Below are 12,031 nucleotides of genomic sequence, written 5' to 3'. Positions count from 1 at the left end.
CTCGATGCCAACCCGGCAGACGATTACGGCCGGCATGGCGCTTGCGCGCCATGCCGGATCGGTCCCGGCCGGGCTGCTCGGATTGTCGGGAGCCACGCTGGCGATCTTGCTGGCGGGTTGCGCCACGCTGACCGAATCGACCGAGCAGTATGTGATGGTACAAACCGTGCTCGACCACCAACAGGTGGCCGGGATCGGTTGCGTCCTCACCAACGATGCCGGTCGCTGGTTCGTCACGTCGCCCGGCCGTGTGCGCATCCGCAAAAGCACCAGGCCCCTGGAAGTCGACTGCCGGCTCAATGACGTGTATGCGGTCGACCAGATCGGTCCGAAGCAGAACAGTTCACGCTGGGGCAATATCCTGCTCACGGCGGGCACCGGCCAGTTCGTCGATCGCCAGACCGGTGCCGGGTTCGATTATCCGGCCACCCTGACCGTCTTGCTGAAACGGGTTGCGCCGCCCCCGGCGCCTGCCCCGGCCGCGCCTGCCCCGGCTCCAGCTCCGCCACCCCCGCCTCCGCCAATCCCGCAACCGCCGGGCGGCTCCGCCATTTACTGAGGATCGAGGGCCCCGTCTGTGCTCGCCATGCACGAGCCTGGACAAGGCCGCGCGCCGCGCGCCGCGTGGCGCGGGCTCATTCCGCAGTAAGTCCTTGAGCAAGTTCTGTATCCGGATGCGATCCCTCTCTGATGCGCACCGGGACGAATCGCCACGCACTGCGCCAATGAAAAACGCCGCCCTGCGCAAGCGGGGCGGCGTTTTTCGCGGGGCGCTACTCCCTGGCTGGCGCCGGGTGCAGGTCCTGTCGTTATGCCCTGTCGTTATGCCCTGTCCTTATGCCCAGTCGTCATACCCGGTTGATCAGGAAATTCGTCAGCAGCGGCACCGGCCGGCCGGTAGCACCCTTGGCGGCGCCCGATTTCCAGGCGGTGCCGGCGATGTCCACGTGGGCCCATGGATACTTGCGGGTGAAGTTTTCCAGGAACGCGGCGGCTGTGCACGAGGCGCCGCCCGGCGTGCCGATATTGGCCAGGTCGGCGAAGTTCGATTTCAGCTGGTCGTTGTACTGTTCGCCGATCGGCAGGCGCCACACGGTATCGCCGGTGGCGCGGCCGGCGGCGGCGATTTCCTCGGCCAGCGCGTTGTGCTGGTCGTCGTCGCGCGTGAACAGGCCGCTGTGGTGGTGGCCCAGCGCCACGATGCAGGCACCGGTCAGCGTGGCCACGTCGATCACGGCGGCCGGGTTGAAGCGCTCGGCGTAGGTCAGCGCGTCGCACAGGATCAGGCGGCCTTCGGCGTCCGTGTTCAGCACCTCGATGGTCAGGCCGTTCATCGACGTGACGATGTCGCCCGGCTTGGTGGCGCGGCCCGACGGCATGTTCTCGCAGGCCGGCACGATGCCGATCACGTTCAGCTTCAGGCCCATTTCGCCGATCGCGCGGAAGGTGCCCAGTACCGACGCGGCGCCGCCCATGTCGTATTTCATCTCATCCATGCCGGGGCCCGGCTTGATCGAAATGCCGCCCGTATCGAACGTGATGCCCTTGCCGACCAGCACCACCGGCGCATCCTTCGGCTTGCCGCCCATGTGCTTCATGACGATGAACTTCGGCGGCTGCTCGCTGCCGTTGGTCACCGACAGGAAGCTGCCCATCTTCAGTGCCTCGAGCTGCTTGCGCTCCAGTACTTCGACGTTGAACTTGTATTCCTTGCCCAGGCTCTTGGCGGTCTCGGCGAGGTAGGTCGGCGTGCACACGTTGGCCGACAGGTTGGCCAGGTCCTTGGTGAGCTGCATGCCGTTGGCCACGGCGATCGCCTGCGCCAGCGCCAGCTTGGTGGCGGCGCTGTTCGGCACGGCCAGCGCCAGCTTCTTCACGCCCGCCGGCGCCGGATCCTTCTTGGATTTCTGCGCGTCGGTGCGATAGATGCTGTCGCGCGCGGCCACCACCACGGTGCGGATCGCCCAGTTCACGTCGCGGTCCTTCAGTTCGGCCAGCGGCAGTGCGATAATGGCGTCCGCCGCGCCCAGCGTGGCAAACGCCTTCAGGGTGGCCTGCACGCCGCCCGTGAAGGCTTTCTCGGTCACGCCGTCGGCATTGCCCAGTCCCACCAGCAGCACGCGCTCGGCCGCCACGCCATCCACGCCGCGCAGCAGGAGGGTGGTGCCGGGCTTGCCGGTGATGTCGCCGGACTTCAGCGCCGCCGTGATCTGGCCGGCGCCATCGAGCGCCTGGGCCGCCTGTGACAGCTTCCTGTTTTCGAATACGCCCACTGCGACACAGCCGGTCTTGGCCGACGCGATGGTGTTCTTGGTGTCGAATGCTTTTATGCTAAAGTCCATTTTTGTTCTCCGTTGGTGCGCGTTTGTTCGTCTGTCCGTTTGTTCGTCAGTCCGTCTATTCGGCTATTCGCCATTCGGCTATTCGTCTCGTGGACAAACACCAAAGCGCGGTAGCTTAACCCAGTTACGCGAATCGGCCGAATCGGCCGGCAAGGACGCCGGCTTCATGCGCCGCCCGCATGACTCACTTATCGAATTATAAGCTTCGAATGATTTTTCAACGCGCCCTCCGGCGTGAGCTGCTCGGCTCCGCCGGGGCTACCTTCACGGTGCTGTTCACCATCATCCTCACGTGGACCCTGATCAGGATCCTTGGCCAGGCCGCCGGCGGCAAGGTCGCATCGGGCGATGTCATCGCGCTGATCGCCTTCACGTCGCTGAATTACCTGCCCCTGATCCTTGCGCTGACCAGCTTCATCGCCGTGCTGCTGGTAGTCACCCGCACCTACCGGGAATCCGAAATGGTGGTCTGGTTCGCTTCCGGCCAGAGCCTGACGGCGTGGATCCGGCCCGTGCTCACGTTCGGCTTTCCCATCATCGTGGTCACCGCGGTGCTGTCGTTCTACGCCGGGCCATGGGCCAAGCTGCAGTATGCCGAGTACGTCGAGCGCTTCACCAAGCGCGAAGACCTGCAGAAGGTGTCGCCCGGCCAGTTCAAGGAATCGGGTTCCAGGAACGCGATCTTCTTCGCCGAAGGCGCGTCGGGCCAGACCGCTTCGGTGCAGAACGTGTTCGTCAACCAGGTCGATGCGCGCGGCACTTCCGTCATCGTGGCAAAGGACGCCGTGGTCGAAACGGCCGATAACGGCCAGCGCTACCTGGTGATGAAGAACGGCCGCCGCTACCAGGGCCAGCCGGGCCAGGCCGATTTCCAGACGATGGAGTTCGACACCTACAGGATGCAGGTGGCGCAGCAGGCCACCCGGCTCGATCCGATCCAGGACGTGAAGGCGATCCCGACGGCAACCCTGGTCAAGATTCCCACCAACCAGGCGCGCTCCGAACTGCTGTGGCGCATTTCCGCGCCGATCACCTGCTTCGTGCTGCTGTTGCTGGCGATTCCACTCGGCTTCGTCAATCCCCGCGCCGGCAGTTCCACCAACCTGATCATCGCGATCCTCATTTTCTTCACGTACTACAACATGAACGAACTGTTCAGGAAAGGTGTCGAGCAGGGCCGGTTCAGCTTCACTCTGGGCTGGTGGCCGCTGCACCTGGTGGCGCTGCTGACGGTGCTGGCCCTGTTCCTGTGGCGCCTGAACGTGAACAGCCGCTGGCATCCGCGCGCACTGTTCGCGTCGCGCAAGCGCGGCCAGGGGGCGGCATGACGGTCCTGCAGCGCTACTTCACCGTTTCCATCACCAAGGCCGTGGGCCTGGTATTGCTGGCATTCCTGGGCCTGACGGCTTTCATGGACCTCACCAACGAGCTGTCCTCCGTGGGCCGCAACGGCTACCGCTTCCAGGATGCGCTCCTGTATGTGCTGGTGATGGTGCCGCAGCACGTCTACGAGGTGATGCCCGTCGCCGCGCTGATCGGCACCATCTACACGATGGCGCAGTTCGCGTCGTCGTCCGAGTTCACCATCATGCGCGCCGCCGGCATGTCGACGCGCATGGCGGGCTGGATGCTGTTCAAGACCGGCATCGCCTTCGTCGTCGTCACCTTCATCTTCGGCGAGCTGATCGCGCCGCGCACGGCGCTGATGGCCGAGCGCCTGCACCTGACCGGACGCGGCGCCACGGTCTCTTCCGATTTCCGTTCCGGCCTGTGGACCAAGGATATCGTCAAGAGCGGCGGCCTGTCCGGCACCGTGCAGGGCTCGCGCTTCTTCAACGTGCGCCAGGTGCGCCCGGACGGCACGCTGGTGGACGTCAAGCTCTACGAATTCGACAACAGCTACCGGCTGCGCACGCTCACGGTCGCCAAGAGCGGCACCTACCAGGGCGACAACGTGTGGCGCCTGCAGGAGGTGACGGAGAACCACTTCACCAATCCTGCGCTGCTGACGGGCGAGGCCACGCCGCAAAACAATTTCGCCCAGGAGACCAGCGCGATCGAGACCCGGCAGCACGCCACCAAGGATCTGGTGTCGGAAATCACGCCGAAGATCCTGTCGGTCGCCTCGTCCGACCCGGAACGCATGTCGGCCAACGAACTGGCCGTGTACACCCGCCACCTGCAGGAAAACCGGCAGGGCACCGAGCGCTTCAAGATCGCCTTCTGGAAGAAGCTGTTCGACCCCCTGGCCGTGTTCGTGCTGATGGCGCTGGCGCTGCCGTTCGCCTACCTGCACACGCGCAGCGGCGGCGTGAGCCTGAAGATCTTCATCGGCATCATGATCGGCGTGAGCTTCCTGCTGGTGAACACGCTGTTCGCGCACGTGGGCGCATTGTCCTCGCTCCCCGCCTATCTGGTGGCGGTGATGCCGAGCGTGATTTTCCTTGCCCTCGCCATGGGGGCACTCTACTGGGTGGAACGACATTGAAACAAGCATTGATCCTGTTTGCCCATGGCGCCCGCGCCGCCAGCTGGGCCGCGCCATTCGAGCGCCTGCGCGACCTGGTGGCCGCGCGCGAGCCCGGCGTCGATGTCTCGCTGGCCTTCCTGGAGCTGATGTCGCCGCGCCTGCCCGAGCGCGCCGCCGAACTGCTGGCGCAAGGCGTCACGGACCTCACCGTGGTGCCGGTGTTCCTGGGGCAGGGCGGCCACGTGCTGCGCGACCTGCCTGAGATGATCGACCAGCTGCGCGCCGATCATCCGCAACTGGCCATCCGCGTTGCCGAAGCGGCCGGGGAAAACGCCGCCGTACTGCAGGCGATCGCCGATTACTGCGTGGGATCGCTGCTTGAGCCTCGCTGAGATCGCGCCGTTCGCGATCGCCCAGCCGGTCGTCGTCAAGGGCGACATCGCCGCCAATGTCGCGCGCCACGTCGCGCTGGCGGAAGCGGCGGCCGGCGAAGGCGCGCGCCTGGTCTTGTTCCCCGAACTGTCGTTGACGGGCTACGAGCCGGCGCTGGCCGCCGCGCTTGCCGTGGCCGCCGACGATGTGCAACTGGCGCCGCTGCGGGAAGCCGCCATGCGGCTTGGCGTCGTGCTCGTCACGGGTGCTCCCTTGAGAACGGCCGGCCTGCCACGCATCGCCGCGCTGTCGTTCCTGCCCGATGGCACGGTGCAGGTCTACACGAAACAATACCTGCATCCGGGCGAGGAAGCCGCCTTCGCGGTAGGTGACGGCGGTTCCGCCCTGGCCATGCAGGGCGTGCGGATTGCACTGGCGGTGTGCGCCGAGATCGCGCATCCGGAACATGCGGCTGCCGCCGCGCGGGGCGGTGCGGGTCTCTACGCGGCCAGCGTCCTGATCTCGGAAAACGGTTACGCGCACGATGCGGCGCTGCTGCGCGGCCATGCGCGCGAACACCGGATGCCGGTGGCGATGGCAAATCACGGCGGCCCGACCGGTGGCTGGCAGATCGCCGGGCGCAGCGCGCTGTGGGATGAAAACGGCGACCTCGTGATCGCGGCCGGCGGCGGCGGCGAATGCCTGCTGCTGGCCCGGCGCGATCGCGATGGATGGCAGGCTCGCGCCATCGCGCCAGGCGCGTGACCTTTATGCCGGCGATGGCGGCAACGATGCCTGGTGCGTGGCCACCAGTTGGCTGATCGCGCCGGGGGCGACCAGCTCTTTTTCCGCCAGCGCGCGCAGTTCCTCCGATTCGATGCCTGCCAGCCCGGCCATGCGCAATGCGCCAGCTTCGGCATGGCGGCCGAGTCCGTGGAGGATCGCGCCACGCAACCGCAATGCCTGGACGTAACCCGACAGCAGTGCTGAAAGATGGGGTGGCCTGAAATCGGCCGGCAGCAACGGCGCCCAGCGGGCGGTCGCATTCAGTTCGCCCAGCTGCGACAGCGGCTCCGGCAGGTAACGTTCACCCAGCGCATAGTCGCCCTGCTCGACGATCGCGGGCAGGGCGCGGGACGAATAACGTGCCGCCACCTCGGGCGTCGTGCGCAGCAGGTGCAGGAAGACTTCGTATGTCGACCGGGAGTCGCCGAGCGTGTCGTTGAACCAGGCAATATCCCAGAATCGCGAATGCGTTCTTCCGCCGAATGCTTCCTCCGCGCTGTCGGTATCGCCATCCAGCAGCCGCCGCACGTGCTCGTCCCGCAAGGCCGCCAGGGCATCGCGCGCAGGCGAATGGACTTCGATCAGCTGGCCCCACTCGAACAGCACGATGAATGGCAAGGGCGGCAGCGTCGGATCATCGCGGCGCAGGTCATCGGCGATGCCGGCCAGCACGCGCAACGCCCCGTCGTAATCGCCGGCCTGGCGGGCCATGATCGCCTGCCGCACCGGCTCCATCAGTGTTCCGTCACGTTGGCGCGCGCATGCGCCACCATTGCCTGGATCGTCGCGCCCGGGCTGTCGAATTCGCGCTCGACGGCATCGCGCAGTGCATCCGATTTCAGCTCATCCAGGGCGGCGCGCGATACCTGCTCGGCCAGCGCCTCGTCATCCTGGCGACGCAGCACTTCCACCACCAGGCGCACTTCCTTGGTGTAGTTCAGCACGAACGACAGCAGGGCAGGGGCGGACGACGTGCCGGCCGTCTTCACCAGCTCTTCCGTGTAGGCGTTCAGGCTGGCCGCCAGCCCGCGCACACGCTCGGCCGGATCGCCCAGGTAGCGGCGCGCCAGCGTGAAGTCCTCGGCCGCCACCAGGGCCGGCAGCGCGAAGTCGGCGCATTGCCGGGCAAGCAGCGGCATCTGGATATCCATCCGCACGAACAGGTCGTGGGTCGCCCGTTCCTCGCCCAGGGCGCTGTTGATGGCGACAATGTCGCGGAACAGTTCGCGCAGTCCCGGACCAGTGCCTTCGCCGCCGTTGAGCATGCGCTCCGTGTCGCGGTCGCGCAGTCCCTGCAGGGCGCGGCGCGCCAGCGGGAATTGCTCGGCCAGATAGATCCAGTCGCGCAGTGCGAACGACAGGCGAACACCCGCCAGGCCCGGCTCCACCGCCAGCGCGTTTTCGTGGAACCACAGGTGGTCGCGCAGCGCATCCTCGTACCGGCCTTCCAGCCGCGCGGTGCGCGCCCGTTCCAGTACGTCGTGTGCTTGTCCCATGCTGCCTCCCAGTCTGTGCAAAAGGCGGTATTTTAGCAGCGGCGGCGGTCCTAGATCCGCTTGTTGCGCTTGAGCCAGAGCGGCATCAGCCACCACACCGAAGCGACGATCACGCCGATCGCGACGGCGACGATCAGGCCGACCTGGTTGCCGAAGACTTCGGAAACGACGAGATTGGTACCCAGCACGAGGGCGATACCCAGTGCCACCGAACCAGCCACGATCTGCCGCGTCGCGACGCGCTTGAAGCGCTCGCGGTCCATCAGCGGGCGCATCACGCGATGCTGCACCGCGGGCCCGGACAGCAGGATCAGGCTGGAAAGGGCGAAGAACAGCGTGGCCAGGAACACGTATTTTTCCGATTGCACGATGTGCCGGAAGCCGCCATTGAAGGGCAGGATGATCAGGAAGGCCGCCAGTGTCTGTGCGCCGGGCAGAACGATGCGCATCTCGCTGAGCATGTCGGAGAAGTCGCCGTCTTCGGGCAGGTCGGCGTCGTCGGGGACGCCTTTGTTTGGTTGTTGTGGGTCGACTTTCATATCGTGGGATTTTTCCCCATTATAGGGAGAACCCCACGGAAGGGGCGCCCGCTACCCAGCCGTAACCAGCGGCACGGCGCGATGGAGGAGAGGGGCGGTGGAGGATCGGCACGACACAGGGCCAGAGCGATACGGGATCAGAGCAATACAGGCTCAGAGCAATACAGGCTCAGAGCGATGCAGGATCAGAGCGATAGCGGTACAGCGCGATAGCGGTATCAGCGTGGCTGCAGCGGCCGGGCTTCCATCGCTTCGCCCACCATCACCAGCACGGGTCCGTGCGGCGAACCGAGGCCGTGGGCCAGCTTGTCCAGCGTGATGCGCTCGATACGCTGGTCGTGCCGGCTGACGTTTTCCAGTACCAGTACCGGCGTATCGGGCCGGCGGCCCTGCTGCAGCAGGCGCTGGGCGGTGGCGATGGCTTCGCGGCCACCCATGTACTGCACCAGCGTATCGGTCGACGGGATGCCGGACAGGTCGTCCTCGTCCGGCGCCGTGCTCGACGTGAAGAAGGCCACGCTGCGGGCCACGCCCCGTTTCGTCAGCGGCTGCTTGGCCGCCGCCGCAGCCGCAACGGCCGTGGTAATCCCGGGCACCACCTCGACCTCGATGCCTTCCGCTTCCAGCGCCGTCAACTCCTCGTCGGCGCGGCCGAACAGCATCGGGTCGCCGCCTTTCAGGCGCACCACGCGCGCATACTTGCGCGCGCAGTCGATGAGCTGCTGGTTGATGGATTCCTGCGCCGCCGAGCGCTGGCCGGCGCGCTTGCCGACCGACACCAGGTCGGCTTGCGGGCACAGCGCCAGCATTTCTGGCGTGACCAGCGCGTCGTAGAGCACGACGTCCGCATCGGCCAGCAGGCGGGCGCCGCGTACCGTGATCAGGTCAGCGGCGCCGGGACCGGCGCCCACGAGATAAACTTTTCCGACTGCTGGCAAACCGGGCTCCCTGCTGGCGTTGATGGTGACGTTATTCGCCGTGGCGCAACTGCGAGTCGACTCGGAGCCGACTCAAGGCCGACTCAGAGCCGGATCATGCCGGCTGCCACGGTCTGGTGCGTGACTTCATCGATCAGGATGAAGGCGCCGGTGGCGCGGATGTCGGCATAGGCATCGGCGGCCAGCGGCTGCTGCACGGTCAGGCCGATACGGGCCACGTCGTTCAGCTTCAGCGCCTCGGCATCGTGACGCTGCTGCGTGTTGATGTCAAGGATCGAGTCGATCTTCGTGATCTTCGCGGCGGTCTGCTTGGTGCCGTGCTTCAGCCAGTACTTGCGGCGCAGGTCCAGTGGTTCCTCGGACAGCCAGCACACATCGGCGCTCACCTGCTTGAGCAGCGTGGCCGGCTGTTCGGCGGAGGCCAGCACGTCGCCGCGCGACACGTCCACGTATTCGTTCAGCACGATCGTCACCGACTGGCCGGCCGTCGCCGACTGCAGCGCGCCGTCGAACGTGACGATTTCCTTCACGGTGGCGCTGTGGCCGGAAGGCTGCACCACCAGCTTGTCGCCCACGGATACCTTGCCGGCTTCGATGCGGCCCATGTAGCCGCGGAAGTCGTTGGCTTCGTGGCCGTTGTGGCGCGCCACCAGCTGCACCGGGAAGCGGAACGGCGAAGCGTGCGACTCGTCATACACGGACAGCGATTCGAGCAGCTCGATCAGGGTAGGACCCTGGTACCACGCCATGTTGGCGCTCTTCTCGACCACGTTGTCGCCGGTCAGGGCGGACAGCGGGATCGGCGTGATGTCCTTCAGGCCCAGCGTCTGCGCGAATTCGCCGTAGGCCTTGACGATGCGGTCGTAGACGTCCTGGTCGTAGTTCACCAGGTCCATCTTGTTGACGGCCACCACCACGTGCTCGATCTGCAGCAGGTGGGCGATGGTCGAGTGGCGCTTGGTCTGGATCAGCAAGTCAACGCCGCCATCCTCGCGCAGTTTCACCTTCGACACGTCGATCAGGATGATCACCGCGTCGGCCGTGGACGCGCCGGTGACCATGTTGCGGGTGTACTGCTCGTGGCCGGGCGTGTCGGCGATGATGAACTTGCGCTTGGGCGTGGCGAAGTAGCGGTAGGCCACGTCGATCGTAATGCCTTGCTCGCGTTCCGCTTCCAGGCCATCGGTCAGCAGCGACAGGTCGATGGTGTCGCCCACCGTGCGCTTGTGCTTGGCGCGGGACACGGCGGCCAGCTGGTCGGCGAAGATGCCCTTGCTGTCGAACAGCAGGCGGCCGATCAGCGTGCTCTTGCCATCGTCGACGGAGCCGGCGGTAATGAAGCGCAGCAAAGATGATTGGGACAGGTTTTCGTTCATGGCGTTCATCAGAAGTATCCGGCTTTCTTGCGTTTTTCCATCGAGGCTTCGGAGGTCTGGTCGTCCATCCGCGTGGCGCCCCGTTCAGTCACTTGCGTCACGGCCGTTTCGGCGATGATCGCATCGACATCGGCGGCATCGGACGATACCGGGCAGGTGCACGAGATGTCGCCCACGGTCCGGAAGCGCACCACCTGCGTCTCGACGGTTTCGCCTTCGCGCGGCGGCGTGAGGTCGGTCAGCGGCACCAGCAGGCCGTTGCGCGGAATGACCTGGCGCTCGTGCGCGAAATAGATCGACGGCAGCGCCAGTTTCTCGCGGGCGATGTACTGCCACACGTCCAGTTCCGTCCAGTTCGAGATCGGGAACACGCGCATGTTCTCGCCCGGGTGCACGCGGGTGTTATACAGGTCCCACAGTTCCGGGCGCTGCGCCTTCGGATCCCACTGGCCGAATTCGTCGCGGAACGAGAAGATGCGTTCTTTCGCGCGGGCCTTTTCTTCGTCGCGGCGGGCGCCGCCGATGCAGGCGTCGAAGTCGTGTTCGGCGATCGTTTCCAGCAGCGTCACGGCTTGCGCGGCATTGCGCGAATCCGTTGCCGGATTACGCAGCCGCACCGTGCCCTTGCGGATCGATTCCTCGACGGAGCCCACGATCAGGCGCTCGCCCAGTTCGGCCACGCGGCGGTCGCGGAACTCGATCACTTCCGGGAAGTTGTGGCCGGTATCGACGTGCACCAGCGGGAACGGGAATTTACCGGGCCGGAAAGCCTTTTCGGCCAGGCGCAGCAGGACAACCGAATCTTTGCCGCCCGAGAACAGCAGCGCGGGGTTGGAGCACTCCGCCGCGACTTCGCGCAGGATGTGGATCGCTTCCGATTCGAGGGCGTCCAGGTGACGCGCATTGACGTCCTCCAGCCCGGTAATCTTGTTTTCTGCCAGTGCGTTCATGTGTTTTCTCTTGTTGTGGCCTGCGTAAATAATGAATTAAGCCGCCACGGATTTGATTCGAATGAGCTTGCCGTCGACGACGTGCAGCCCGCATTCCTTCGATTCGGGGTTTTCCCACCACCAGCGGCCGGCGCGCACATCCTCGCCCGGCTGGACCGCGCGGGTGCACGGTTCGCAGCCGATCGACGGGAAGCCCTGGTCGTGCAGCGCGTTGGTCGGCACATTGTTGGCGCGCAGGTAGTCCCACACGTCTTCCTCGGACCAGTCGGCCAGCGGGTTGAACTTGTCCATCAGGTGCCCGGGATCGTCCTCGTGTACCTGCAGCGTGGTGCGGGTATTCGACTGCGCGCGGCGCTGGCCCGTGATCCAGGCCTTGTTGCCGGCCAGCGCACGGCCCAGCGGCTCCACCTTGCGGATGCGGCAGCATTCCTTGCGCATGTCCACGCTGTCGTAGAAAGCGTTCAGGCCATTCTGCGCCACGTACTGGTCCACCGCATCCTGCTGCGGGCGGTACAGGGTGATCTCGTAGCCGTAGTGCTCCTTCACGCGGTCCAGCATGGCCAGCGTTTCCTTGTGCAGGCGGCCCGTTTCCAGCGAGAAGATGCCGATCGGCAGCTTCGCTTTCAGGATCAGGTCCGTCAGCACCATGTCTTCGGCCGCCAGGCTGGAGGCGAACACGGCTGGCGTGTACTCGCGTGCAATCAGTTCCAGGGTCTGCCTGGTGGATGCAACGAGAGAATCGAGCTTGCTCATGTTGTTCCC

13 protein-coding genes are annotated in these 12,031 nt (G+C 65.7%); 5 read left to right on the top strand and 8 right to left on the bottom strand.

From position 1 onward, the window contains the following. Window positions 1–4 precede the first annotated feature (4 nt). On the top strand, window positions 5–559 hold the full coding sequence (locus EYF70_RS31265) for a hypothetical protein (RefSeq protein ID WP_174800419.1): 555 nt from the start codon (window positions 5–7) through the stop codon (window positions 557–559). Window positions 560–848: 289 nt separating this feature from the next. Here EYF70_RS31265 and EYF70_RS20575 read toward each other — a convergent pair whose 3' ends face one another. Further along, window positions 849–2,342: a leucyl aminopeptidase gene (locus tag EYF70_RS20575; protein WP_131147081.1), complete on the bottom strand. Its 1,494-nt coding sequence runs from the start codon at window positions 2,340–2,342 to the stop codon at window positions 849–851. Window positions 2,343–2,551: 209 nt separating this feature from the next. Here EYF70_RS20575 and lptF point away from each other — a divergent pair, with 209 nt between their 5' ends. Genes lptF through EYF70_RS20555 form a run of 4 tightly spaced genes read left to right on the top strand, consistent with a single transcriptional unit; the run spans window position 2,552 to window position 5,949 of the window. Next, entirely contained in the window at window positions 2,552–3,670 is a 1,119-nt protein-coding gene (lptF, locus tag EYF70_RS20570) for an LPS export ABC transporter permease LptF (protein WP_131147080.1), read from the top strand. Continuing rightward, the gene (gene lptG, locus EYF70_RS20565; RefSeq protein ID WP_131147079.1) at window positions 3,667–4,830 is read left to right on the top strand and encodes an LPS export ABC transporter permease LptG; all 1,164 of its coding nucleotides are present in this window, start codon (window positions 3,667–3,669) and stop codon (window positions 4,828–4,830) included. Before lptF ends, lptG begins: the two co-directional genes overlap by 4 nt. Then, a complete protein-coding gene (locus tag EYF70_RS20560; RefSeq protein ID WP_229420477.1) occupies window positions 4,827–5,204 on the top strand; it encodes a sirohydrochlorin chelatase in 378 nt (125 codons plus the stop codon). Before lptG ends, EYF70_RS20560 begins: the two co-directional genes overlap by 4 nt. Then, entirely contained in the window at window positions 5,191–5,949 is a 759-nt protein-coding gene (locus EYF70_RS20555) for a carbon-nitrogen hydrolase family protein (RefSeq protein WP_229420476.1), read from the top strand. Before EYF70_RS20560 ends, EYF70_RS20555 begins: the two co-directional genes overlap by 14 nt. A 3-nt stretch (window positions 5,950–5,952) precedes the next feature. On the opposite strand, the gene EYF70_RS20550 is transcribed toward EYF70_RS20555, so the two are convergent. The 7 genes from EYF70_RS20550 to EYF70_RS20520 form a co-directional block, all read right to left on the bottom strand. After that, a complete protein-coding gene (locus EYF70_RS20550) occupies window positions 5,953–6,705 on the bottom strand; it encodes a hypothetical protein (RefSeq protein WP_131147078.1) in 753 nt (250 codons plus the stop codon). Then, window positions 6,705–7,466 carry a hypothetical protein gene (locus EYF70_RS20545; RefSeq protein WP_131147077.1) on the bottom strand — a complete coding sequence of 254 codons (762 nt, stop codon included), beginning with the start codon at window positions 7,464–7,466 and terminating at the stop codon, window positions 6,705–6,707. Before EYF70_RS20545 ends, EYF70_RS20550 begins: the two co-directional genes overlap by 1 nt. 50 nt (window positions 7,467–7,516) lie before the next feature. Next, on the bottom strand, window positions 7,517–8,005 hold the full coding sequence (locus EYF70_RS20540; RefSeq protein WP_131147076.1) for a DUF6328 family protein: 489 nt from the start codon (window positions 8,003–8,005) through the stop codon (window positions 7,517–7,519). Between the two features lie 218 nt (window positions 8,006–8,223). Then, window positions 8,224–8,943, bottom strand: a complete 720-nt coding sequence (gene cobA, locus EYF70_RS20535) for a uroporphyrinogen-III C-methyltransferase (RefSeq protein WP_131147075.1) — start codon at window positions 8,941–8,943, stop codon at window positions 8,224–8,226. A gap of 83 nt (window positions 8,944–9,026) precedes the next feature. Continuing rightward, window positions 9,027–10,328 carry a sulfate adenylyltransferase subunit 1 gene (locus tag EYF70_RS20530; protein WP_131147074.1) on the bottom strand — a complete coding sequence of 434 codons (1,302 nt, stop codon included), beginning with the start codon at window positions 10,326–10,328 and terminating at the stop codon, window positions 9,027–9,029. Further along, window positions 10,328–11,269: a sulfate adenylyltransferase subunit CysD gene (cysD, locus tag EYF70_RS20525; RefSeq protein ID WP_131147073.1), complete on the bottom strand. Its 942-nt coding sequence runs from the start codon at window positions 11,267–11,269 to the stop codon at window positions 10,328–10,330. Before cysD ends, EYF70_RS20530 begins: the two co-directional genes overlap by 1 nt. A 36-nt stretch (window positions 11,270–11,305) precedes the next feature. Beyond that, window positions 11,306–12,022 (bottom strand): phosphoadenylyl-sulfate reductase, encoded by a 717-nt coding sequence (locus EYF70_RS20520; protein WP_131147072.1) that lies wholly within the window; start codon window positions 12,020–12,022, stop codon window positions 11,306–11,308. Window positions 12,023–12,031: the final 9 nt, after the last annotated feature.

Origin of the sequence: Pseudoduganella albidiflava (assembly GCF_004322755.1) — a bacterium.
GTDB lineage: Bacteria > Pseudomonadota > Gammaproteobacteria > Burkholderiales > Burkholderiaceae_D > Rugamonas > Rugamonas albidiflava.
This window is presented reverse-complemented; position numbering and strand designations above follow the sequence as displayed.